Source organism: Delftia sp. NA_296.1 (assembly GCF_052692095.1).
The window spans coordinates 549843-572409 of sequence record NZ_JBQZGF010000002.1 but is presented as its reverse complement, the minus strand read 5'-3'; the positions used below and the strand labels follow the sequence as shown (position 1 = coordinate 572409).

The following is a 22567-nucleotide window of genomic DNA, read 5'->3' as shown; positions in this document are numbered from 1 at the left end:
CCGCCCGGCGGGCTTTTTTGTTTTCAGCGCGGCGCGGGGGCCGCAGCCGGGGACCGCTGGGGCACGGCCATGGCCATCTCGTCATCGGGCACCACGGGCTGGGGGTGGCTGGCGTTCCAGCCCGACACCAGCAGGCTGGTGCCCGACAGCACCAGCAGCAGGCAGACCATCCATTCGACCAGCCGCTTGGGCAGGGCGGGCGGATGGCGCATGTGCAGCCAGGTCACCACCGTCACCACGGGAAAGGCCAGGGCCGCCGCCAGCAGCACGCTGGCGGTGATCTCGCCCTCCCAGGCCACCATCACCAGGCGCAGCAGCGCGCAGGTGAGGAACATGGCAAACAGACACTGGCGCACCACCAGGCGGTCCAGTGGCTGGCGGTACAGGTGGTAGACCATGGGCGGGCCCGGCGTGGCAAACAGCCCGCCCAGCACCCCCGATGCCACACCGGCCACCCACAGCGACACCGGCCCCGACACCTGCGCGTTGACCTGCTTTTGCAGCAACAGCAACAGCGCGCAGGCCACGATGGCCAGGCCCAGCAGCATGCGCAGCCCGCTCAGCGCATTGCCGCTGAGCCACTGCAGCAGCAGCACGCCGCCGATCACGCCGATGACGCTGCTGATCAGCATGGGCTTGAGCAGCGTCCACTGCGGCACCTGGCGGTGGGCGCGCAGGTAGGCCACGCCGTTGACCACGGACAGCAGGCAGGCCACGTTGGCCGCATCGCCAATGCCCATCAGGTGCGTGGCACCGGCCACGCCCACGAAGATCAGCCCGAAGGCAAAGCCCGTCAGGTTCTGGCAAAACGTCGCCAGGCCCACCAGGGCCAGGAACATCACATACTGGATCACGCTCATCGAAAGGCTTTCTGGCGCGCCGCTGCGCCGAACCGGCGACGCTATCACGAAGCGCCCGCCGCTGCCTGCAGGCGCAGGAGGCAGGGCGCCAAGCCGCCGATCGCCAGGCCGCACTCACAGACGCGCGGTGTATCAGCCCGGCGCGTTGAGGCGTTCCAGCCGCTCGGGCGTGCCCACGTCGGTCCAGCGGCCCGTGTACAGGCTGGCCCCCACCTGGCCGGCCGCCATGGCGCGGCGCAGCAGCAGTACCAGCGGCACGCGCCATCCCTCGGGGTTGCCGGGCGGGATGTCGCACCAGGGCGCGGCAAACAGCTCGGCGCGCAGCAGCGCAATGGTGCCGTAGGTCTGGCGCGGGCGGGCATCGCCCTCGGGCCAGTCGCAGGCCAGGCCCAGTTCGTCCACGCCGAAGTCGCCACGCCGATGGTGCTCGGGGTTGGGCACCAGCCACAGATGGGCCAGGCGGCCGCTGGCCGCGAATTCCCGGGCGGCCTCGAACGGAAAATCGAAGTCGGGCGCGTAGACGTCGCCGGCCGCCAGCCAGAACACATCGCCCAGCAGCGGCAGCGCGCGCGCAATGCCGCCGGCGGTCTCCAGCGCCTGCTCGGGCTCGGGGGAATAGGCCAACTGCAGCGGCTCGCCACCTGTGTCGGGCGCGAAGCGCGCGCCGAAGCGCGCGGGAATCTGCTCGCCCAGCCAGCCCGTGTTGACCACGGCGCGGCGCACGCCGGCCTGCGCAAGGGCCTGCAGGTGGTGCTGCAGCAGCGGCCGGCCCTGCACCTGCAGCAGCGGCTTGGGGCAGGTATCGGTCAGCGGCCGCATGCGCTCGCCACGGCCTGCGGCCAGCAGCATGGCAGGCGGCTGTTCGGTGAGGGAAAGCGCCTTGGCGGCGGGGAACGGCGGGATGGGCTGGGCGGTCATGGAGGGCAACTGTAGACCATTGCCAGCGGCCATTGTCCCGCGCGCGGGAGCCGAAAACCCCAGTCCTTTAAAATGGCCGGCTTATTCTGATTACCCCCTCCTTCACGGAGCGCCCTGATGGCCAACACTCAACAAATGGCGAATGCGATCCGCGCACTCGCAATGGATGCCGTTCAACAAGCCAACTCCGGCCACCCCGGCGCCCCCATGGGCATGGCCGACATGGCCGTGGCACTGTGGAGCCGTCACCTCAAGCACAACCCCGTCAACCCGCAATGGGCTGACCGTGACCGCTTCATCCTGTCCAACGGCCACGGCTCCATGCTGATCTACGCGCTGCTGCACCTCACGGGCTACGCGCTGCCGATCGACGAGCTCAAGAACTTCCGCCAGCTGCACAGCAAGACGGCCGGCCACCCCGAAGTGGGCATCACCCCCGGCGTGGAAACCACCACCGGCCCGCTGGGCCAGGGCATCACCAATGCCGTGGGCTTCGCGCTGGCCGAAAAGCTGCTGGCTGCCGAATTCAACCGTCCCGGCCACGCCATCGTCGACCACCACACCTACGTGTTCCTGGGTGACGGCTGCCTGATGGAAGGCATCAGCCACGAGGCCGCGGCCCTGGCCGGCGCCTGGAAGCTGGGCAAGCTGGTGGCGCTGTACGACGACAACGGCATCTCCATCGACGGCAAGGTCGCCCCCTGGTTCATCGACAACACGCCCGCCCGCTTCGAAGCCTATGGCTGGAACGTGATCCGCGACGTGGACGGCCACAACGTCCAGGCCCTCGATGCCGCCATCGCCGCTGCCAAGAAGAACAGCTCCAAGCCCACGCTGATCTGCTGCAAGACCAGCATCGGCAAGGGCTCGCCCAACCGCCAGGACACGGCCAAGGCCCACGGCGAGCCCCTGGGCGCCGAGGAAATCGCGCTGACCCGCGCGGCCCTGGGCTGGGAGCACGGCCCCTTCGACATCCCCGCCAGCGTCTACGGCGACTGGGATGCCAAGGCCGCCGGCGCCAAGGCCGAAGCGGCCTGGAACAAGAAGTTCGCCGCCTACGCCAAGGCCTTCCCCGAACTGGCTGCCGACTTCACGCGCCGCATGGCCGGCGACCTGCCTGCCAACTTCGGCGAGATCGCCGCGCAGATCGCCTCCGACGCGCATGACGCAGGCGCCACCGTGGCCAGCCGCAAGGCCAGCCAGCTGGCCCTGGAAGGCCTGACCGCAGCCCTGCCCGAACTGCTGGGCGGCTCGGCCGACCTGACCGGCTCCAACCTGACCAACACCAAGAGCACGCCTTCGCTGCGCGTGGACGACAAGGGTGCCGTGGTCCTGACCGAAGACGGCAAGATCGGCCGCCACATCAACTACGGTGTGCGCGAGTTCGGCATGGCCGCCATCATGAACGGCATCGCCCTGCATGGCGGCTACATCCCCTACGCAGGCACCTTCCTGACCTTCAGCGACTACAGCCGCAACGCCATCCGCATGGCCGCGCTGATGAAGCAGCGCGTGGTCCACGTCTTCACGCACGACTCCATCGGCCTGGGCGAAGACGGCCCCACCCACCAGTCCATCGAGCACGCCGCCTCGCTGCGCCTGATCCCGGGCCTGGATGTCTGGCGCCCTGCCGACACCACGGAAACCGCCGTCGCCTGGACCGTGGCCCTGAGCCAGAAGAACAAGCCCACGGCCCTGCTGCTGTCGCGCCAGAACCTGGCCTACGCAGCCAAGACCGAAGACGCGCTGGACGACATCGCCTGTGGCGCCTACGTGCTGTCCGAGCCCAAGGCCGTCGGCCTGAACAAGAAGGCCCAGGCCGTCATCATCGCCACCGGCTCCGAAGTGCAACTGGCCCTGGCCGCCCAGAAGCTGCTGGCCGAGCGCAAGGTCGCCGTGCGCGTGGTCTCCATGCCCAGCACGACCACCTTCGACAAGCAGGACGCCAAGTACAAGAGCCAGGTGCTGCCGGCCAATCTGCCGCGCATCGCCGTGGAAATGGGCGTGACCGACTTCTGGTGGAAGTACGGCTGCGCCGCCGTCGTCGGCATCGACACCTACGGCGAATCGGCCCCAGCGCCCGTGCTGTTCAAGCACTTCGGCTTCACGGCCGAGAACGTGGCCGACACCGTGCAGGCTGCGCTGCAGCGCGCCGGCAAGTAAAGCTGCGAGAAGGGGCCTGTGGCCCCTTTTTGCCGCCCGCCAGGCCCGGCCTGGCCCTCACCGTTTCAGTTTTTCCGTTTTTCGCAATCCGTCAATCCAAGAGGCAAATATGACGATCAAGATCGGTATCAACGGCTTCGGCCGCATCGGCCGCATGGTGTTCCGCGCTGCCGTGCAGAACTTCAGCGACATCGAAGTCGTGGGCATCAACGACCTGCTCGAGCCCGACTACCTGGCCTACATGCTCAAGTACGACAGCGTGCACGGCCGCTTCAAGGGCGAGGTCTCGGTGGAGGGCTCCAACCTGATCGTCAACGGCAAGACCATTCGCCTGACGCAGGAGCGCGACCCCGCCAACCTGAAGTGGAACGAAGTCGGCGCCGACATCGTGATCGAGGCCACCGGCCTGTTCCTGACCGACGAGACCGCACGCAAGCACCTGGCTGCCGGCGCCAAGAAGGTCATCATGTCCGCGCCTTCCAAGGACAGCACCCCGATGTTCGTCTTCGGCGTGAACTGCAAGACCTACGCCGGCCAGGACGTGATCTCCAACGCCTCCTGCACCACCAACTGCCTGGCTCCCGTGGCCAAGGTGCTCAACGACAAGTGGGGCATCAAGCGCGGCCTGATGACCACCGTGCACGCTGCCACCGCCACGCAAAAGACCGTGGACGGACCCAGCAACAAGGACTGGCGCGGCGGCCGCGGCATCCTGGAAAACATCATTCCCTCCAGCACGGGCGCAGCCAAGGCCGTGGGCGTGGTGATTCCTGAGCTCAACAAGAAGCTGACCGGCATGTCCTTCCGCGTGCCCACCTCCGACGTGTCGGTGGTGGACCTGACGGTGGAGCTGAACAGCGAAGCCAGCTACGAAGAGATCTGCGCCGAAATGAAGGCCCAGTCGCAGGGCGCGCTCAAGGGCGTGCTGGGCTACACCGAAGACAAGGTCGTGGCCACGGACTTCCGCGGCGAGTCCTGCACCTCGGTGTTCGATGCCGAAGCCGGCATCGCCCTGGACAAGACCTTCGTGAAGGTCGTGTCCTGGTACGACAACGAGTGGGGCTACTCGAACAAGTGCCTGGAAATGGTGCGCGTGGTCGCCGCCAAGTAATCCTGGCGCGAACCGCTGCGGGGCCTGTCGAGGGCCCCGCACCAGGCCGGCATCGGACGCGATGCCGGCCTTTTTCATGGCGGACAGTGTGCCCTGGCACTGCAAGCGTTGCTCGACAAAGCGGGCACCGGCGGCGCGGCATCATGGCCGCATGACTACTTCATCCGCATTGCACGAGACCATTGGCTTTGACGACTTCCTCAAGGTGGAGCTGCGCGTGGGCCGCATCGTGGACGCCCAGGTGTTCAAGGAGGCGCGCCGCCCCGCCTATGTGCTGCAGGTCGATTTCGGCCCGGAGCTGGGCCTGCGCAAGTCCAGCGCCCAGATCACGGCGCTGTACCGGCCCGAGGAACTGATAGGCCGCCAGGTGGTGGCCGTGCTGAACTTTCCCAGCAAGCAGATCGGTCCCATGCGATCGGAATGCCTGGTCACGGGATTCCACAACGAGAACGGCGAGGTGGCGCTGTGCGTGCCCGACCGCGAGGTGCCGCTGGGCACCAAGCTGCTGTGACGGCCTGGGTGACTATTGGCCTGGGTGACTATTCGATGCGCACGTCGGCCGCCTTGACGATGCGCCCGGACGCTTCCCAGTCGTCCTTGAGCAGGCGCTGGAATTCGGCGGCCGGCAGGGTGGCGGCTTCCACGCCCACGCGGGCCAGGCGCTCCTGGACCACGGGCTCGGCCAGCACCTTGCGCACGGCGGTGTTGATGCGCTCCACTTCGGCGGGCGGCGTGCCGGCCGGTGCCAGCAGGCCCAGCCAGGAGTCGAAGGCATAGCCGGGCACGCCGGACTCGGCCACCGTGGGCAGGTCAGGCAGGAAGCGCGACCGTTGCTGGCCCGAGTAGGCCAGCAGTTTGACGCGCGGGTCTTTCTGGAAGGCCAGCATGCCGATGGTGGCGCCCGTGACCAGCTGCACGCGGCCGGCCAGCAGTTCGGTGGTGGCGTCGCCCGTGGATTTCATGGGGATGTGCTGCAGCTTGATGCCCGCCTGCGCGGCCAGCGAGGCCGAGGCCAGGTGCGAGGCGCTGCCATTGCCGGCCGACGCATAGTTGAGCTGGCCGGGCTGGGCCCTGGCGCGCTGCAGCAGCTCGCCCAGGGTCTGCACGCCCGAGGCGGCCGGCACGCCCACCACATAGCCCGTGCGGCCCAGGAAGGACACGCCCACGAAGTCCTTGAGCGGGTCATAGGGCAGCTTCGCGTACAGATGGCCGGCCAGGTTGTGGCTGGCGGCAGCCAGCACCAGGGTGTTGCCGTCCGGCGCGGACTTGGCCACCTGGGCCGTGCCCACGCTGCCACCCGCGCCCGCCCGGTTTTCCACCACCACGGTGGCGCCCAGGGCCTGGCCCAGTTCATTGCTGAAGGTGCGTGCCACCGTGTCCTGCGTGGCGCCTGCGCCGAAGGGCACGACGATGCGGATCACGCGTTCGGCATGCACGGCCGGTGCCAGTCCCAGGGCCAGGGCTGCTGCCAGCAGAACGCGGCGGGTGACGGGGGAAGGGTGAGAGGTTTTCATGGGGAAGTTTCCTGGGTGACGGCAAGCCACCGCTCCACCAGCCGCACGAAGTAGCTGGCGCCGATGGCAAGGATGTCGTCGTTGAAGTCGTAGGAGCGGTTGTGGATCAGGCAGGGGCCGTCGCCATGGCCGGGCAGTCGGTGATCGCCCTGGCCGTTGCCGATGAAGGCGTAGCAGCCGGGCCGCGCCTGCAGCATGTGGGCGAAGTCCTCGGCCGCCAGCACGCCGGGGAACTGCGTGTCCACGGCGTCGTCGCCCGCGATCTCGCGCATCACGGCGGCGGCGAAGGCGGCCTCGGCCGCGTGGTTGACCAGGGGCGGCGAGGCGCGCCGGAAATGGATCTCGGCCCTGCAGCCATGGGCCAGGGCCGTGTGCTCGGCCTGGCGGCGCAGAGCGGCTTCGAGGATGTCCAGCGCCGCCACGGAGAAGGTGCGCACCGTGCCGCCCACCCAGGCGCTGTCGGGAATCACGTTGGGCGCGTCCGAGCCCTGGATCTGCGTGACCGCCAGCAGCGCGCGTTCGCGCGAATCCACATGGCGCGCGACCAGGGTCTGCAGCTGCTGGGCCAGGTCAATGGTGGCGGCCACCGGATCGATGCCCGTGTGCGGCAGCGAGGCATGCGTGCCCTGCCCGTGCAGCACGATGCGGAAGGTGTTGCTGGAGGCCATGAGCGCGCCCGGGTTGAGCGCGAAGCTGCCCACGCGGTCCAGCGCGAAGTTGTGCAGTGCGAAGACCGCATCGCAGGGGAAGCGCTCGAACAGGCCTTCGTCGATCATCCTGCGTGCGCCGGCCTTGCCCATCTCTTCGGCCGGCTGAAAGATCAGGTGCACCGTGCCCGCGAAGTCGCGCGTGCGCGCCAGATGCCAGGCCGCGGCCAGCAGCATGGTGGTGTGGCCGTCATGGCCGCAGGCATGCATGCGGCCTGCGTGCTGCGAGCGGTGGGCAAACCGGTTTTCTTCCTGCAGCGGCAGCGCATCCAGGTCGGCGCGCAGGCCGATGGTGCGCATGCCATGGCGTGCGTCCGTATGCCTGCCGTGCACCACGCCCACCACGCCCGTGCCGGCCAGGCCGGTGTGCACCTCCACGCCCCAGGAGGCCAGGCGTTCGGCCACGATGGCCGAGGTGCGGTGTTCCTCGAAGCCCAGCTCGGGGTGGGCATGCAGGTCGCGCCGCAGGGCCACGAAGGGCGCCATGTCGGCAAAGCTTTCGATCAGGTGGGGCAAGACGGTCTCCGGCCGCAGCCGGCCCATGCCTGCTGCGGCGAATCCCGGATTCTGTAAAACCGCCAGCCCTGCGGCAACGAAGCAAAACGCATATGCATGCGCCCTGCATGCACAAGCCGAACGGGCCGATCAAGCCGTTCAGGCCGTTCAGGCGGACGTCACACGGCCCTCAGGACTGCGCCATGCGCTGCGCGAGAAAGTCCAGGAAGGCCGTGATGCGCGCGGCCAGCGCCGTGTTGCGGTAGTAGACGGCGTGGATGGGCTGGCGCTGCTGCACGGTCTCGCGCGCCAGCACCTGCACCAGCTCGCCCTGGGCGCGATCGCGCACGGTCATGAAGTCGGCCAGGCAGACCACACCCTGGCCTGCCAGGGCCAGCTGGCGCATGGTCTCGCCGCTGGAGGCCGTGAGCTGGGGCGCGGCATCCCAGCGGTCGCCGCCATCGGGCGTGCGCAGCGGCCAGTGGTTCAGGCCTGGCACCTGGCTGTTGCCAATGCGCTGGTGGCGCGCCAGCGCGGCCACGCTCGCCACGGGGCCATGGGCCTGCAGGTAGGCGGGGCTGGCCAGCACGCGCAGCACGCTGTGGCACAGCAGCCGCGCATGCAGCGTGGAGTCGCGCAGCTCGCCGATGCGGATGGCGATGTCGGTGCGCTGGGCCAGCAGGTCGATGTGCAGGTCATCGGTGTTCAGCTCCAGCGTGATCAGCGGATAGAGCGCGCGGAACTCGCCGACCAGCGGCACGATGGCATGCAGCATGAAGGGCGAGGCCGCGTTGACGCGCAGCAGCCCGGCCGGCGCCTGGCGCCGCGCGGCCAGCTCATCCTCGGCCGCGTCCAGGGCCTGCAGCACCTCGCGCGCGCGGGCCAGGAAGCGCTCGCCTTCCTCGGTCAGTTCCAGGCTGCGCGTGGTGCGCCGCACCAGGGTGGTGGCCAGCTTTTTCTCCAGGCGCGACAGGCTGCGGCTGATGCCCGAGGTGGTCTGTCCCAACTGCTCGGCCGCCGCCGTGATGCTGCCGCAGTCGATCACGGCGCGAAAGGCCTGCAGTTCGTCCAGCGTGGTTTTCATGGGGCGCCAGCTTGGCGCAATTGTTGCTGCAGCGTCAAATATTTTCTGCTGATACCAGGCTTTATCTGCAAGCGCTAACCCGCCAGACTGCAGTCTTCGGGGCGTGGTTCCGCGCCTTGTTTGCTTTTTTGAAAGACCTGCATGACATCGACTGCCTCTCTCGTTTCCGTGGTGCCCGCGTTCGGCCTGGGCACCTTCCGCCTCAAGGATGAGGTGGTGCGCCACTCCGTGGGCCAGGCCCTGGAGGTGGGCTACCGCGCCATCGACACCGCCCAGATCTACGGCAACGAGGCCGATGTGGGTGCCGCCATCGCCGCCAGCGCCGTGCCGCGCGATCAGCTCTTTCTCACCACCAAGATCTGGACCGAGAACCTGTCTGCCGACGCGCTGATCCCCAGCCTGGAGCGCAGCCTTGAAGCCCTGCGCACCGACCATGTGGAGCTGACGCTGATCCACTGGCCCTCGCGCAGCGTGCCGCTGGAGGACAGCCTGGGCGCGCTCATGCGCGCCAGGGAGCAGGGGCTGACGCGCCACATCGGCGTGTCCAACTTCAACATCGCGCTGCTGCAGCAATCCATCGCCGCCGTGGGCGCCGCGAACATCGCCACCAACCAGATCGAACTGAGCCCCTATCTGCAAAACCGTGCCGTCACCGACTTCGCACGCCAGCAGGGCATTCACACCACCTCGTACATGACGCTGGGCTACGGCAAGCTGCTGGCCGATCCCGTGCTGGCCGACATCGCCACCGCCCACGGCGCCACGCCCGCCCAGGTGGCGCTGGCCTGGGCCATGGCCATGGGCTATGCCGTCATTCCCTCGTCCACCCAGCGCGCCCACCTGCAGGCCAACCTGGACAGCTGCCAGCTGGTGCTGGGCGCCGAAGACATGCAGCGCATCGCCGCGCTGGAACGCGGCGACCGCCAGGTCAGCCCTGACGGCCTGGCTCCCGCCTGGGATTGAACGGGGGGCTGTGATCGGGGGCCTGCGCGGCCCGGTGGGCTTTGACCTGGAGCAACGCAATGGTGACCCTAGGGGTAGTACTAGGGTTATCACAGTATCGAACGACCGTGCTTTTTATGAGAATGCACGTTCAATCGAGAAACCAGGAGACGAGCAGCATGAGTGACCGCCCATGGCTGGGTGCCTATCCGGCAGGTGTGCCCGCCGACATCGATCCCTCCCAATACCCCTCGCTGGTGGCCCTGATGGAGGAGGCCTTCAGCCGCTACGCGGACCGCGTGGCCTATTCCTTCATGGGCAAGGAGCTGACCTACTCGCAGGTCGATGCGCAAAGCCGCGCCTTCGCCGCCTATCTGCAGAGCCTGGGCCTGGCCCGGGGCGACCGCGTGGCGCTGATGATGCCCAACATTCCCCAGTACCCCGTGGCCGTGGCCGCCGTGCTGCGTGCGGGCTTCGTCGTGGTCAACGTCAACCCGCTGTACACGGCCCGCGAGCTGGAGCACCAGCTCAAGGACTCGGGCGCCAAGGCCATCGTCATCATCGAGAACTTCGCCCACACGCTGCAGGCCTGCAAGGCCGCCACGCCCGTGCAGCACATGGTGTTGTGCACCATGGGCGACCAGCTGGGCATGCTCAAGGGCGCCATCGTCAATTACGTGGTGCGCAAGGTCAAGAAGCTGGTGCCGCCGTTCTCGCTGCCGGGGGCCGTGCGCTTCAACGACGCGCTGTCCAAGGGCATGCGCTCGCCCTTCCAGGCGCCGCAGCTGCAGGCCTCCGACATGGCCCTGCTGCAGTACACGGGCGGCACCACGGGCGTGAGCAAGGGCGCGGTCCTGCTGCACAGCAACATCATCGCCAACGTGCTGCAGTCCGAGGCCTGGAACCAGCCCGCCATGGGCAAGGTGCCGGCCGGCGAGCAGCCCACCAGCATCTGCGCGCTGCCGCTGTACCACATCTTCGCCTTCACGGTGAACATGATGCTGTCCATGCGCACGGGCGGCAAAACCATCCTGATTCCCAATCCGCGCGACCTCAAGGCCACGCTCAAGGAACTGTCCACGCAGCGCTTTCACAGCTTCCCGGCCGTGAGCACGCTGTTCAACGGCCTGGCCAACCACCCGGACTTCAATACCGTGGACTGGTCGCACCTGAAGGTCTCGGTCGGCGGCGGCATGGCGGTGCAAAGTGCCGTGGCCCAGCTGTGGCTGCAAAAGACCGGCTGCCCCATCTGCGAGGGCTACGGCCTGTCGGAGACCAGTCCCTCGGTCAGCTGCAACCCGGTCAACTCCACCGAGTTCTCGGGCACCATCGGCGTGCCCCTGCCCAGCACCTGGATGAAGCTCGTCGATGACGAAGGAAACGACGTGACCACCATCGGCGAGCGCGGCGAGGTCGCCATCAAGGGCCCGCAGGTCATGGCCGCCTACTGGCAGCGCCCCGACGAAACCGCCAAGGTCTTCACCGCCGACGGATATTTCCGCACCGGCGACATCGGCACCATGGACGAGCGCGGCTACTTCAAGATCGTGGACCGCAAGAAGGACATGGTCCTGGTCAGCGGCTTCAACGTCTATCCCAATGAAGTGGAAGACGTGGTCTCCAACTGCCCCGGCGTGCTCGAATGCGCCGTGGTCGGCGTGCCCGACGAGAAGACCGGCGAGGCCGTCAAGCTGGTCATCGTGCGCAAGGACGACAGCCTCACCGAACAGGCCGTGCGCGACTTTTGCCACGACAACCTCACGGGCTACAAGCGGCCTCGCGTGATCGAGTTCCGCACCGAACTGCCCAAGACCCCGGTCGGCAAGATCCTGCGCCGGGAGCTGCGCGACAGCAAGTAACGCAGGCGGCTTGCCGTGTTTGCAAAGAGGCGCTGCGGCGCCTCTTTCCATTGGGAGTTCTTACTCGCGTGACGCAGGCATGTTGAGCTTGTATTGCGTCAGCGAACGCTCGAAGGCGTTGCACGACTGCATCGCCGCGATGACCTGGTCCATGTCTTCATAGTCGAAGCGGCTGGTCCAGCTTTGGATGTGCGTCATGGCCTTCACGAACGGCACAGGGTCGGCCTCTCTGGTCAGGCGGCGCAGGCAGTCCAGATAGGTTTCCCGGTACAGCGTCGGGATGATGATCCGGCATTCATCGACCAGGGTCAGCGCAGCGTTCATGACCAGACGCGCCAGCCGGCCATTGCCGTCGTCGAAGGGGTGGACCTCGGCCACCAGGAACATGGAAAACAGCGCACGCGCCAAGCCTTCCGGAATGCTGGCAAGCAGCTTGCTGCCCTCGATCAGGGTCCCGCGCACGAGCCCGGGCAGCACAAAGGCAGAGTTGCCGGCCTGGTTTGCCTTGAGCTTGAAAGCGCCTGGGGCGACCTCGGGGCGGTACTTCATCTGCAAGGCATGGCGATCCTGCAATTGCTGCAGCACGGGCTCACCGGCCGGCAAGGTCAGGGTCGACCAGCTGGGGCTCAGGCATTGCTCGTAGACCCCGATGATGTCGTGAGAGTCCTGGGGCCTGTGCTCGATGGGAACGCCCTGCAGCACGAAGCCGCGTGCTTCAGAGACTTCGAACTCGGTGCCTTCGATGAAGTTGGAGAAGTAGCTTTCCAGGAAGGCGAAATGGCGTTTTGCGGCATCGCTGCGTGCGACCGAAGGGATGCGGGGAAATTCCGTGCTGCGCAGATGCGCAGCCAGAGTCTCGAACAGGCCCATGCGGTCGCTGTCGTAAGGCGGGACTGCCCGGCGCGCCTTGGCCTTGTCCGTCAGAAGATGAGCGGGTGACCGTGTGCTCAAAATCGCTCCGATGAGGTTCTCCAGCGTTGCCATCTCTGCCTGGCGACCCAGCGCAGGCGCAATCGCGCGAGCTTGGTCTCGCAGCTGGTTCAGCGCTTTCTCGCCCCGCGCATCGCAGATTTCCAGAAGCTTCTCTTCCACTCCGGCCTTGCCCGCAGCCCTGGAACCCACATTGCGCCACAGGTTCTCCAGCAGCCCTCGTTCTTGCGAAGCGAAGTAGACAGGGCGGCCGCTCATGGGCACATCGCCGGGTTGGCAAGGCGCCCCTTGCCAGACCTGAAGGGTCAGGCCGGGCAGCCTCACCGTCTTGCGCGCTTCTCCCACCAGGTGGACTTCCCCACGGACCGTGCGGCCGCCAGTGAACCAAGTGTTGAAGCTGAGCACGCTTTGAGGTGCAAATGCCGCCACGATCCGCGTGAGGTTGCGGCTCAGCAGCGCAGGCCACTCCGACTCTTTGCCGATGGAGGTGGCCACGCCCGCGCGAATCCGGAATAGCTCGCCGTTTGCCACCCGGCGCTGCACCGTTCGCTGCTGCGCAGCCGTGAGCTCCGCGTTGAGCAAAAGCGTGTCATCGAGGATTGACGTTTTCTTCATGGTTTGGTGGACCAGCGATTGGATGATTGACGGAAATTATTGCATTTACTTAAATAAATGTCGCAAAACTTCAATAATCCATGCATTGGCGAGGCACAAGGTTTGTCGGAAAACTGGAAGCTTGTGCAAATGAACAGACAGAATTGACGCAAATTCTCAAAACTATTGAATTTATTGACGGAAAAATGCTGTTTAACGAGTATCAAACCACCCCCACCCCACCCACAACCAAGGCCGCCAACGCCACCAAAGCCGCATTGGCACACGCCAGCGCAAAGCCGAAGCGCACCAGCTCGCCTTCTTCCTGGGCATTGGTCCGTGCCAGGCCCAGCACCAGCATCACGATGGACAGGGAGCCCAGTGCCGCATGCCCGGCGGCGCTGTTGTGTACGGCGGCCAGCAGCAGGCGCGAGGATTCGGGCAGCAGGGCGATGGCGGGCATGAAGATCGCGTTGCCGCCCACGTTGGAGCCCGTCATGTAGCCGGCCAGCGCACCGAAGGCCGCCACGATGGGCGCCAGGGCAGCGGGCGCCAGCTCGGCCAGCAGCTGCACCAGGCCGGACAGGAAACCAGCCTTGACCATCATCTGGGACATGGCCAGAAAGAAGAAGATGGTCAGCAGCGGGCGCTTGGCGCGGGCGGCCAGAGCACCAGCCAGGGCAACGCCACGGCCGGCCCCGCGCGCCAGCAGCAGGGCCAGCACCAGGGCCAGCACCAGGGTCAGCGCCACGCCCGGGGAGGCCAGAGGCTTCCAGGCCACCTGGGCGCCCTGCACGATCCAGCGCTGGTCCCACTGCGTGGCCAGGGCCAGCAGCTTGAGCAGCACGATGGCAAGAGCCAGCGCCAGATACGGCCAGGCCTGTCGCGGCCAGCCGGGTGCCGCCTGGGCCGTGCCGCGCAGCAGCAGCGCGCGCACCAGCATGCCCAGCGCCACTGCAAAGCCCGCACCCACGCCCGCCACCTCGGGGCCCAGCCAGCGGCTGATGCCATGCAGCACCCCCACGAACAGCAGGCCGAAGCCGCCCAGCAGCAGCCAGGCTCGCGCACCGCGCTCGCCGGCCAGGTGCAGGGACAGGGCGCCCAGCACCAGGAATACCGGCGCGCTGGTCAGCGAGGACACAGCGGCCAGCGCGGCCGCGTCCACATGGGCCAGCGAGGCACCGATCACGGTGGCCAGGCCCAGCGTGCCCCAGGGCATGATGGCCATGCCCGCCAGCGCCATGCGCAGTGCGGCGCGCCGCTCGAACAGGCTCAGCAGCAGCGGCACGGTGGCGATCAGCGACACGCCAAAGCCCGTCATCGCCTCCAGCAGCGGCGCCAGGCCCAGCACGATGAACACCACCTGATCGGCCGGCCCCAGGCCCAGCGAGCGCACCCACTGGCTCAGCGCCTGGTTGACACCCATGCGTTCGATGAGGATCACAAAGCCCAGGCCCGGCACGATCACGAAGGCCGTGCTCAGGAACAGCACGCCCGTGTCGCGCGCTGCGGCCAGGGCGGCGCCGGAAGCGGAGGTGCCCGTCGCCATCCAGGCATCGACCAGCCACAGCAGGGCGACCAGCGCCGCCCCGGCCATGGCCGCCTGCACAGGCGGGCGGCGCAAAACCATGAGCATGGACATCACAAGAAACACGGGAGACAGGTGGAGCAGGGTGGCCATGGGATGGGCTTTCTCGGCAGGCAGGTCCGCATGCGTTGGATGCGGAAAACGACGAAATACTATTTCGCGGCACCTGTTTTTTGGTCTCTGAATTGGGGGTGTTTGCGAGAAAATTTCTCACCCTCCAAAAGTCCTCGCTTCCCATGACCAAGCACACCGCCCACCCTGCTCACCTGGCCGACCTGGACGGCTTCGACCGCGCCATCCTGGCCATCGTCCAGCGCGACAGCACGGTGCCGCTGCGCCTGCTGGCCGAGCAGGTCAACCTGTCCACGGCCGCCGTGCAGCGCCGCCTCAAGCGCATGCAGGCCGAAGGCGTGATCACCGGCCAGGCCGCCACCGTGGACCCCACGCGCGTGGGCCGGCCCATCACCATCATCGTGGAGGTCATGACCGAGCGCACCAGCATCGACGCGCTCAACGCCATGAAGTCGCACTTCGCCGTGCCCGAGGTCCAGCAGTGCTACTACGTTACGGGCGAGGTGGACTTCGTGCTCGTGCTCACCGTGGCCACCATGCAGGAGTACGAGGCCCTGGCGCGGCGCCTGTTCGCCGAGAACCCCAACGTCAAATGGTTCAAGACCATCGTGGCGCTGGACCGCGTGAAGGTGGGGTTGGAAATTCCCTGCGAGTGAAGGCCCTTTGGCGCAATCTTGACAGCCGCGGAACGGCCGCCTACATTGAGTGGAATGATCGTTCCAATTCAATGAGCCACCATGCGCACCAAGGACTTCGACCCCGATGACATCGCAGACGCCGCCATGCAGGTGTTCTGGCAGCGCGGCTACGCGGCCACCTCGGTGCAGGACCTGGTGGACGGCACGGGCCTGTCGCGCAGCAGCCTGTACGGCACCTTCGAGAACAAGCAGGGGCTGTTCCAGCATGCGCTGCACCGCTATGAGGCCGTGACCACCTCCAACGTGGAACTGTTGTCTGGCCCCGGACGCGCCCGGGACCTGGTGCGGCAGCTGCTGCTGCGCATCGTGCAGGACGAATTGAGCGATGCCGGGCGCCGTGGCTGCCTGGTCGCCAATGCCGCGCTGGAGCTGGCCGGCCATGACGAGGCCGTGGCCGAGAGGGTGGCCGGCAACTTCCAGCGCCTGCAAAAGGCGCTGGAAAAGCTCATCCTGCGCGGCCAGCAGGAAGGCGACATCACCGACAGCAAAAAGCCGCGCGCCCTGGCGCGCTTCGTCCTGAACACCGTGCAGGGCCTGCGCGTGCTGGGCAAGGGCAGCAGCGCGCCGCAGCGCCGCCAGTGCCTGATGGACGTGGTCGACGTGGTCGACATGGCGCTGCAGGCGCAGTAGCCGGCCACCCGCCACCCGCCGCGCGCATGTCGTGCCGTTGCGGGTTTTTATTTTCCTTGAATTGGAATGATCGTTCCAGTAATCCGGATTTCAGTTTTCCTTGTCTGTTTCACTCTCTCATCACCCTGGAGTTCCCATGCATTCAAACCTTCAAACCACCATTGCCGTGCTCGGCACGGGCCTGATCGGTGCGCCCGTCGCGCGCAACCTGCAACGCAAGGGCTTCACCGTCCGCGCCTGGAACCGGACGGCCGCCAAGGCCCAGGCCCTTGCGGCAGACGGCGTTCAGGCCTGTGGCGATGCGGCCGACGCCGTGCGTGGCGCCCGCATCGTCGTCACCGTGCTCAAGGACGGGCCGGCCGTGCTGCAGGCCATGCAGGCTGCAGCGCCCGCATTGCAGCCGGGCACACTGTGGCTGCAACTGAGCACGGTGGGTGTGGACGCCATCGCGCCGCTGGCGCAGTTCGCCGATCGGCATGGCCTGGTGTTCTACGACTGCCCCGTGCAGGGCACGCGCCAGCCGGCCGAGCAGGGCCAGCTGGTCATCCTGGCCGCAGGCCCGCTGGCGCAGCGCGGCCAGGTGCAGCCGGTGTTCGATGCCATTGGCAAACGCAGCCTGTGGATTGCGCAGCAGGCAGGCGCCGCCAGCCGGCTCAAGCTGGCGCTCAACCACTGGGCCTTCGCACTCACGCATGGCCTGGCCGAAAGCCTGGCGCTGGCCAAGGGGCTGGACATAGAACCGGCCCTGGTGGTCGAAGCCGTCACGGGCGGGCCCATGGACAGTGGCTTCTTCCAGGCCAAGGCCGCTGCCATGCTGTCAGGCCGCTACGACGCCAGCTTCACCGTGGCCAATGCCGTCAAGGACGCGCAACTGGTGGCCGATGCCGCCGCCGGCGCAGGCCTGCTGCTGGATGGCGCCCAGGCCGGGCTGCGCCGCTTCGAGCGCGCGCTGGCCGCCGGGCATGGCGACAAGGACATGGCGGCATCCCACCTGGCATCCCATCCAGCCTCCCATGCCTGAGATGCGCAGCGAGGAAAAGGCAATGAACCAGCCCATGGACACCTCCGGCGACACGGGCCTGCCGCTGGGCAGGCTGCTGGCCCTGGCGATGGCAGGCTTTCTGGCCATCATGACCGAGACCCTGCCGGCCGGCCTGCTGCCGCAGATCGGCACGGGACTGGCAGTGTCCGAAGCCATGGCCGGCCAGATGGTCACGCTGTACGCGCTGGGTTCGGTGCTGGCCGCCATTCCCGTCGTGGCCGCCACGCGCGGGCTCAGGCGCCGGCCGCTGTTCATGGCGGCGGTGGGCGGGCTGCTGCTGTTCAACAGCCTCACTGCGCTGTCCGGCCACTACGGCCTGACTCTGGTCGCCCGCTTTGCCGCAGGCATGGCTGCCGGCGTGATCTGGGGGCTGGTGGCCGGCTATGCGCGGCGCATGGTGCCGCCGCATCTGCAGGGGCGTGCACTGGCCGTGGCGGGTGTGGGCCAACCGTTGGCCCTGGCGGCCGGCGTGCCGCTGGGCGCCTGGCTGGGCAGCCTGTTCGATTGGCGCGGCGTGTTCTGGGCGCTGTCCGCGCTGTGCCTGCTGCTGCTGGCCTGGGTGCGGCTGGGTGTGCCGGATTACGCCGGGCAGACGGCGCACCAACGTCAGCCCGTGGCGCGCATCCTGCTCGTGCCCGGCGTGCGTCCCGTGCTGCTGGCGCTGTTCGGCTGGATGCTCGCACACAACATGCTCTACACCTTCATCGCGCCCTTCCTGGCTTCGGCGGGTCTGGGGCAAAGGGTGGATGGGGTGCTGCTGCTGTTCGGCCTTGCGGCCATTGCCGGTATCTGGCTCACGGGCCTGCTGGTGGACCGCTGGCTGCGCGCGCTCACCGTGTTGAGCCTGGCCTTGTTCGCCGTGTCTGCGCTGGTGCTGGGGCTGGCCGGGCAGTCGGCCGTGGCCGTTCTGATCGGGGTTGCGGCCTGGGGCCTGAGCTTTGGCGGCGCACCCACGCTGCTGCAGACCGCGCTGGCCGACGCGGCAGGCGAGGGCGCCGACGTGGCCCAGTCCATGCTGGTGACGGTCTTCAACCTGGCCGTGGCGAGCGGCGGCGTGGCCGGCGGACTGCTGCTGGGCTGGCTGGGTGCCCGCGCCTTGCCCTGGGCGCTGGCGGTGTTGGCACTGGCCTGCCTGTCCGTGGTCTGGCCGGCCAGCCAGGCGGGCTTTCGGCCTGGGCGGCGCAGCATGGCTGCCTGAGGCACCCGCATCGCTGTTGCACCCGCATCGCTGTTCCCTCAACAGACTGGGCAGCAAAGGGGCCACATGCCACTGCGCATGTGGCCCTTGTTGCGTGCGATCAATCTTCCTATAATTGTTTTACCCCATGAACTGCGATTCATGGATAAAACAAATGGCGCCTTCCCCGCCATGATCCACCGACGTTGATGGAGAGACACATGTCCGAATCCGCTCAGAACACGCCCCGCACCTGGGACCAGCCCGAAGGCTCCAGCTTCGAACAATGGATGGAGTCGCGCGTGGCGCGGTTTTCCACGCGCAAGTACGACTTCGACGCGCTGAAGTTCCAGGCCGACTTCGACCCCAAGTACCGCCGTGGCCAGATGCGCTACATCGGCACGGGCGGCACGGGCGTGGCTGCGGACAGCAACACCATCCCGTCCGAGAACTTCACCTTCTCCACCATGGTCATCCCGGCCGGCAATGAAGGCCCCTCGCACCTGCACACCGATGTGGAGGAAGTCTTCTTCCTGATCCGCGGCAAGCTCAAGCTCGTGCTGGAGAAGGACGGCCAGCGCTTCGAGACCATCCTCACCGACCGCGACGTGGTCTCCGTGCCGCCCGGCGTGTACCGCGAGGAAATCAACATCGGCGACGAAGACGCGCTGATGTGCGTGATGCTGGGCGCCAAGAAGCCCATCACGCCCACCTATCCCCCAGAACACCCCCTGGCAAAAATCAAACGTTGAGTAGCGGGCCTGCCATGACCGCGCAGACGCTGCAGCGCATGGAACAGCGCCTTCAGGCGCAGTTCCCCGAACACCTCATCGCCCTGCCCGGTGGCGCTCAGGCCGCCTGGCGCGAGGCCGGCGACACGGCCTCGGACTTTGCCGTGGTGATGCTGCACGGCATCAGCTCGGGCGCCGCCTCCTGGCTGGACGTGGCCCTGGAGCTGGCGCCGCGCACGCGTGTGCTGGCCTGGGACGCGCCCGGCTATGGCCGCTCCACGCCGCTGGCATCCGCCGCGCCCACGGGCACCGACTACGCCCGCATGCTGGAGCAGTCGCTGCAGGCGCTGGGCGTACGCCGCTGCCTGCTGGTGGGTCACTCGCTGGGTGCGCTCATGGGCACGCCCTGGGCGGTGCAGGCCGGTGCCGGGCGCGTGCAGCAACTGGTGCTGATCAGCCCCGCCGGCGGCTATGGCGCACCCGGCATGGGCGAGCAGCAAGCCAAGGTACGCCAGGGCCGTCTTGCTGCCCTGCAGGAAAAAGGCATCGAAGGCCTGGCCGCCGCCATCGACCAGCGCCTGGTCTCGCCCGCCGCGCCCGAGCCCGTGCGCCAATGGGTGCGCTGGAACACGGCGCGCCTGCATGCTGCCGGCTACGCCCAGGCCGTGGAGCTGCTGTGCGGCAGCGACCTGGGGCAGGCGGCGGGGCAACTGGCCATGCCGGTCGAGGTCTGGGTGGGCGAGCACGACGTGGTCACGCCGCCCGCCGCCTGCGCGGCCTGGGCAGCAAGGCTGGGCGCGCGGTACGTTACGCTTGCGGCAGCCGGCCATGCCTCTGTCGTCGAACAACCTGCGGATGTCGCACAGAGGCTGGCCACCCTGCTGACCTGATGGCCTACCGGCCCGAATTGCGATGAGCGACACCTCCGAAACCCTCTCGAACGACAACGACCGCTACACCGTCCCCGCGCTGGAGCGCGGCCTGCGCCTGCTGGCATGCTTCACGCCTTCGCAGCCCGTGTGGAGCGCGCCCGACCTGGCGCGCACCCTGGCGCTGCCGCGTTCCACGGTGTTCCGGATGCTGACGACGCTGGAGAACATGGGGTATCTGCAACGCTCGGGCACCGAGTACCGGCTGGGCCTGTCCGTGCTGCGCCTGGGCTACGACTACCTGTCCACCCAGCCGCTGGCACAGCTGGCCGAGCCCGTGCTGCAGGCGCTGTGCGAGCGCCTGGGCTTCACCACCAACCTGGCGCTGCTGGACGGCACCTCCGTGGTCTACGTGGCGCGCATTGCGCCGGCCGGCGCCTTCCAGGGCGCCGTGCGCGTGGGCTCGCGCCTGCCGGCCCATGCCACCGTGCTGGGCCGTGCCCTGTTGCAGGATATGAACGCAGACCAGCTGCGAGAACTCTTCGGCGGCAGCGAACTGCCGCAATTCTCGGAAAGCACCCCGCGTGACGTGCAGCAACTGCAGCAGCTGCTGCTGCAGGACCGCGAGCGCGGCTACGCCATGGGCGAGGGCTTCTACGAGCCCGGCGTCTCCAGCATTGCCGCGCCTGTGCGCGATGCGCAGGGCCGCATCATCGCGGGCCTGGGCATGGCCGTGGCATTTACCGAAATCGCACCCGGGCGCATGGCGCACTGGGTGGAACAGGTGCGCGAGGCCGCCGTCGAACTGACGGGCCACCTGCGCACCCAGCATCCTGGTTTTCTGCGCTGAGGAACTGGTGCTCCCACCGGCCTTCAGCGCGTTCTTGTTCAGAAAGAAATGACGATGAATATTGCTGTGATTGGCTGCGGTGCGATTGGCGCCAGCGTGCTCGAACTGCTCAAGGGCCATGCCGCGGTGCAGGTGGGCTGGGTGCTTGTGCCCGAAGTGACGGACGCCGTGCGCGCCACCCTGGCCCGGCATGCGCCCCAGGCGCGCGCACTGCCTGCGCTGACGACTGAGGACCGGCCCGATCTCATCGTCGAATGCGCAGGCCATACCGCCATCGAAGAGCATGTGCTGCCCGCCCTGCAGCGGGGCATTCCTGCCGTCGTGGCCTCCATCGGCGCACTCAGCGCCCCGGGCATGGCCGAGGCCGTGCAGGCGGCGGCCGAGGCCGGAGGCACCCAGGTGCAATTGCTGTCGGGCGCCATCGGCGGCGTGGATGCGCTGGCCGCAGCCCGCATCGGCGGCCTGGACGAAGTGGTCTACACCGGCCGCAAGCCGCCCCTGGCCTGGACCGGCACGCCCGCAGAACAGCGCTGCGACCTCGCCAGCCTCAAGGAAGCCTTCTGCATCTTCGAAGGCAGCGCACGCGAGGCCGCCCAGCTCTACCCCAAGAACGCCAACGTGGCCGCCACCCTGTCGCTGGCCGGCATGGGCCTGGACCGCACCACGGTGCGCCTGTACGCCGACCCGGGCGTGGACGAGAACGTGCACCATGTGGCCGCGCGCGGCGCCTTCGGTTCCATGGAATTGACCATGCGCGGCAAGCCGCTGGAGGCCAACCCCAAGACCTCGGCCCTCACCGTCTACAGCGTGGTGCGCGCCGTGCTCAACCAGGCCACGGCCATCGCCATCTGAGCCGCACCGGGCACAGGCTCGCGGCACAATGGGCGCTTTCGCCCCGCAGGCGGCCCCCGGGCCGCCTTTGCTTTTTGCCTGTGCCGTTGAAACGTTGAAAGAGAAGCCACCATGACCATCGCCATCCTCAGTGCCCTGCCGCAGGAGCAGGAAGGCCTGGTCCATGCCCTGTCCGACGCCCAGGGCACGGCCCACGCCGGCCGCATGTTCTGGCGCGGGCGCCTGCATGGGCACGACGTGGTCTGCGCGCTGTCGGGCATAGGCAAGGTGGCAGCGGCCACCACGGCCACGGCGCTGATCGAGCGCTTCGGCGTACGCCGCATCGCCTTCACCGGCGTCGCCGGTGGCCTGGGCGAAGGCGTGCGCGTGGGCGATGTCGTCGTGGCCGACGAATACCTGCAGCACGACCTGGACGCCTCGCCCATCTTCCCGCGCTGGGAAATGCCCGGCTACGGACGCACGCGCCTGCCCTGCGACCCCGAAATGACCGCCGCGCTGCTGGCGGCCGCCCAGGCCTGCGTGGCCGAGGCGGGCGAAGACCTGCGCGCCGCCCACGCCACCACTGCGCCGCGCGCGCACCAGGGACTGATTGCCAGCGGTGACCAGTTCGTGGGCACGGCGGGCGCTTCTTCCGCCCTGGCGCACGGCCTGCGTGCTGCAGGGCATGAGGTGCTGGCGGTGGAGATGGAAGGCGCCGCCGTGGCGCAGGCCTGCCTGGACTATGGCGTGCCGTTTGCTGCCATGCGGACTGTTTCCGATCGGGCGGATGACAGTGCGCATGTGGACTTTGCGGAGTTTGTGAGGGTGGTGGCTAGTCGGTATGCGTTGCGGGTTGTTGATGGATTTTTGCGGCGGCTGTCGACGCAGCGCTGAGCGGTAGT

The 22567-nt window shown here is 67.8% G+C and carries 21 protein-coding genes; 14 read left to right on the top strand and 7 right to left on the bottom strand.

All coding sequences use genetic code 11. The features are described 5' to 3' along the window. Positions 1-23: 23 nt before the first annotated feature. The gene (locus ACUTR7_RS07085) at positions 24-860 is read right to left on the bottom strand and encodes a sulfite exporter TauE/SafE family protein (RefSeq protein WP_043825425.1); all 837 of its coding nucleotides are present in this window, start codon (positions 858-860) and stop codon (positions 24-26) included. A 132-nt stretch (positions 861-992) separates the two neighbouring features. Continuing rightward, a complete protein-coding gene (locus ACUTR7_RS07080) occupies positions 993-1778 on the bottom strand; it encodes a nucleotidyltransferase family protein (RefSeq protein WP_445608450.1) in 786 nt (261 codons plus the stop codon). Between the two features lie 117 nt (positions 1779-1895). Between ACUTR7_RS07080 and tkt the strand changes: the two genes are divergently transcribed. The 3 genes from tkt to ACUTR7_RS07065 all read left to right on the top strand — a co-directional run bounded on the left by tkt (position 1896) and on the right by ACUTR7_RS07065 (position 5563). Next, positions 1896-3941, top strand: a complete 2046-nt coding sequence (gene tkt / locus ACUTR7_RS07075; RefSeq protein ID WP_012202870.1) for a transketolase — start codon at positions 1896-1898, stop codon at positions 3939-3941. A gap of 109 nt (positions 3942-4050) precedes the next feature. After that, on the top strand, positions 4051-5052 hold the full coding sequence (gap, locus tag ACUTR7_RS07070; RefSeq protein ID WP_012202871.1) for a type I glyceraldehyde-3-phosphate dehydrogenase: 1002 nt from the start codon (positions 4051-4053) through the stop codon (positions 5050-5052). A gap of 151 nt (positions 5053-5203) precedes the next feature. Continuing rightward, entirely contained in the window at positions 5204-5563 is a 360-nt protein-coding gene (locus ACUTR7_RS07065) for a tRNA-binding protein (RefSeq protein WP_026062619.1), read from the top strand. 28 nt (positions 5564-5591) lie between these two features. Here ACUTR7_RS07065 and ACUTR7_RS07060 read toward each other — a convergent pair whose 3' ends face one another. From ACUTR7_RS07060 to ACUTR7_RS07050, 3 genes are all read right to left on the bottom strand, one after another. Beyond that, the gene (locus ACUTR7_RS07060; protein ID WP_063327476.1) at positions 5592-6566 is read right to left on the bottom strand and encodes a tripartite tricarboxylate transporter substrate binding protein; all 975 of its coding nucleotides are present in this window, start codon (positions 6564-6566) and stop codon (positions 5592-5594) included. After that, complete coding sequence (locus tag ACUTR7_RS07055; RefSeq protein ID WP_445608449.1) at positions 6563-7816, bottom strand: M20 aminoacylase family protein; 1254 nt, start codon at positions 7814-7816, stop codon at positions 6563-6565. The genes ACUTR7_RS07060 and ACUTR7_RS07055 overlap by 4 nt, the downstream gene beginning before the upstream one ends. Before the next feature lie 142 nt (positions 7817-7958). After that, positions 7959-8852 carry a LysR substrate-binding domain-containing protein gene (locus ACUTR7_RS07050; RefSeq protein WP_445608448.1) on the bottom strand — a complete coding sequence of 298 codons (894 nt, stop codon included), beginning with the start codon at positions 8850-8852 and terminating at the stop codon, positions 7959-7961. A gap of 141 nt (positions 8853-8993) precedes the next feature. On the opposite strand from ACUTR7_RS07050, the gene dkgB reads away from it, so the two are divergent. Together dkgB and ACUTR7_RS07040 are read left to right on the top strand one after the other, a co-directional pair. Continuing rightward, entirely contained in the window at positions 8994-9815 is an 822-nt protein-coding gene (gene dkgB, locus ACUTR7_RS07045) for a 2,5-didehydrogluconate reductase DkgB (RefSeq protein ID WP_445608447.1), read from the top strand. Positions 9816-9973: 158 nt separating this feature from the next. After that, complete coding sequence (locus ACUTR7_RS07040) at positions 9974-11653, top strand: long-chain-fatty-acid--CoA ligase (protein ID WP_445608446.1); 1680 nt, start codon at positions 9974-9976, stop codon at positions 11651-11653. Between the two features lie 60 nt (positions 11654-11713). Here the strand turns inward: ACUTR7_RS07040 and ACUTR7_RS07035 are convergent, their stop codons facing one another. Both ACUTR7_RS07035 and ACUTR7_RS07030 read right to left on the bottom strand, forming a co-directional pair. Next, positions 11714-13165: a Fic family protein gene (locus tag ACUTR7_RS07035; RefSeq protein ID WP_392414595.1), complete on the bottom strand. Its 1452-nt coding sequence runs from the start codon at positions 13163-13165 to the stop codon at positions 11714-11716. A gap of 235 nt (positions 13166-13400) precedes the next feature. Beyond that, entirely contained in the window at positions 13401-14858 is a 1458-nt protein-coding gene (locus ACUTR7_RS07030) for a transporter (protein WP_445608445.1), read from the bottom strand. Between the two features lie 143 nt (positions 14859-15001). On the opposite strand from ACUTR7_RS07030, the gene ACUTR7_RS07025 reads away from it, so the two are divergent. The 9 genes from ACUTR7_RS07025 to ACUTR7_RS06985 all read left to right on the top strand — a co-directional run bounded on the left by ACUTR7_RS07025 (position 15002) and on the right by ACUTR7_RS06985 (position 22559). Beyond that, positions 15002-15493, top strand: coding sequence for an Lrp/AsnC family transcriptional regulator (locus ACUTR7_RS07025; RefSeq protein WP_016449824.1), 492 nt, complete (start codon positions 15002-15004; stop codon positions 15491-15493). An 81-nt stretch (positions 15494-15574) separates the two neighbouring features. Next, complete coding sequence (locus ACUTR7_RS07020) at positions 15575-16165, top strand: TetR/AcrR family transcriptional regulator (RefSeq protein WP_445608444.1); 591 nt, start codon at positions 15575-15577, stop codon at positions 16163-16165. Positions 16166-16301: 136 nt separating this feature from the next. Continuing rightward, positions 16302-17186 (top strand): NAD(P)-dependent oxidoreductase, encoded by an 885-nt coding sequence (locus ACUTR7_RS07015; RefSeq protein WP_192367403.1) that lies wholly within the window; start codon positions 16302-16304, stop codon positions 17184-17186. Positions 17187-17208: 22 nt separating this feature from the next. Then, positions 17209-18405, top strand: coding sequence for an MFS transporter (locus ACUTR7_RS07010; protein WP_192367543.1), 1197 nt, complete (start codon positions 17209-17211; stop codon positions 18403-18405). Positions 18406-18605: 200 nt separating this feature from the next. Beyond that, a complete protein-coding gene (locus ACUTR7_RS07005; protein WP_012202881.1) occupies positions 18606-19136 on the top strand; it encodes a cupin domain-containing protein in 531 nt (176 codons plus the stop codon). Positions 19137-19150: 14 nt separating this feature from the next. Then, positions 19151-20005 (top strand): alpha/beta fold hydrolase, encoded by an 855-nt coding sequence (locus tag ACUTR7_RS07000; protein WP_445608443.1) that lies wholly within the window; start codon positions 19151-19153, stop codon positions 20003-20005. Positions 20006-20027: 22 nt separating this feature from the next. Next, positions 20028-20834 carry an IclR family transcriptional regulator gene (locus ACUTR7_RS06995; RefSeq protein WP_445608442.1) on the top strand — a complete coding sequence of 269 codons (807 nt, stop codon included), beginning with the start codon at positions 20028-20030 and terminating at the stop codon, positions 20832-20834. A gap of 54 nt (positions 20835-20888) precedes the next feature. Beyond that, entirely contained in the window at positions 20889-21686 is a 798-nt protein-coding gene (locus tag ACUTR7_RS06990) for an aspartate dehydrogenase (protein ID WP_239973385.1), read from the top strand. A 111-nt stretch (positions 21687-21797) separates the two neighbouring features. Then, complete coding sequence (locus ACUTR7_RS06985) at positions 21798-22559, top strand: 5'-methylthioadenosine/adenosylhomocysteine nucleosidase (protein ID WP_445608441.1); 762 nt, start codon at positions 21798-21800, stop codon at positions 22557-22559. Positions 22560-22567: the final 8 nt, after the last annotated feature.

Bases quoted from the DNA above. Each gene is read 5' to 3' on its own strand.
- ACUTR7_RS06985 (WP_445608441.1), top strand. From the start codon at position 21,798: ATGACCATCGCCATCCTCAGTGCCCTGCCGCAGGAGCAGGAAGGCCTG.
- ACUTR7_RS07050 (WP_445608448.1), bottom strand. From the start codon at position 8,852: ATGAAAACCACGCTGGACGAACTGCAGGCCTTTCGCGCCGTGATCGAC.
- ACUTR7_RS07000 (WP_445608443.1), top strand. From the start codon at position 19,151: ATGACCGCGCAGACGCTGCAGCGCATGGAACAGCGCCTTCAGGCGCAG.
- dkgB (WP_445608447.1), top strand. From the start codon at position 8,994: ATGACATCGACTGCCTCTCTCGTTTCCGTGGTGCCCGCGTTCGGCCTG.
- ACUTR7_RS07055 (WP_445608449.1), bottom strand. From the start codon at position 7,816: ATGGGCCGGCTGCGGCCGGAGACCGTCTTGCCCCACCTGATCGAAAGC.
- ACUTR7_RS07060 (WP_063327476.1), bottom strand. From the start codon at position 6,566: ATGAAAACCTCTCACCCTTCCCCCGTCACCCGCCGCGTTCTGCTGGCA.
- ACUTR7_RS06990 (WP_239973385.1), top strand. From the start codon at position 20,889: ATGAATATTGCTGTGATTGGCTGCGGTGCGATTGGCGCCAGCGTGCTC.
- ACUTR7_RS07010 (WP_192367543.1), top strand. From the start codon at position 17,209: ATGAACCAGCCCATGGACACCTCCGGCGACACGGGCCTGCCGCTGGGC.
- ACUTR7_RS07040 (WP_445608446.1), top strand. From the start codon at position 9,974: ATGAGTGACCGCCCATGGCTGGGTGCCTATCCGGCAGGTGTGCCCGCC.
- ACUTR7_RS07085 (WP_043825425.1), bottom strand. From the start codon at position 860: ATGAGCGTGATCCAGTATGTGATGTTCCTGGCCCTGGTGGGCCTGGCG.
- ACUTR7_RS07015 (WP_192367403.1), top strand. From the start codon at position 16,302: ATGCATTCAAACCTTCAAACCACCATTGCCGTGCTCGGCACGGGCCTG.
- ACUTR7_RS07080 (WP_445608450.1), bottom strand. From the start codon at position 1,778: ATGACCGCCCAGCCCATCCCGCCGTTCCCCGCCGCCAAGGCGCTTTCC.
- gap (WP_012202871.1), top strand. From the start codon at position 4,051: ATGACGATCAAGATCGGTATCAACGGCTTCGGCCGCATCGGCCGCATG.
- ACUTR7_RS06995 (WP_445608442.1), top strand. From the start codon at position 20,028: ATGAGCGACACCTCCGAAACCCTCTCGAACGACAACGACCGCTACACC.
- ACUTR7_RS07005 (WP_012202881.1), top strand. From the start codon at position 18,606: ATGTCCGAATCCGCTCAGAACACGCCCCGCACCTGGGACCAGCCCGAA.
- ACUTR7_RS07030 (WP_445608445.1), bottom strand. From the start codon at position 14,858: ATGGCCACCCTGCTCCACCTGTCTCCCGTGTTTCTTGTGATGTCCATG.
- ACUTR7_RS07065 (WP_026062619.1), top strand. From the start codon at position 5,204: ATGACTACTTCATCCGCATTGCACGAGACCATTGGCTTTGACGACTTC.
- ACUTR7_RS07020 (WP_445608444.1), top strand. From the start codon at position 15,575: ATGCGCACCAAGGACTTCGACCCCGATGACATCGCAGACGCCGCCATG.
- tkt (WP_012202870.1), top strand. From the start codon at position 1,896: ATGGCCAACACTCAACAAATGGCGAATGCGATCCGCGCACTCGCAATG.
- ACUTR7_RS07025 (WP_016449824.1), top strand. From the start codon at position 15,002: ATGACCAAGCACACCGCCCACCCTGCTCACCTGGCCGACCTGGACGGC.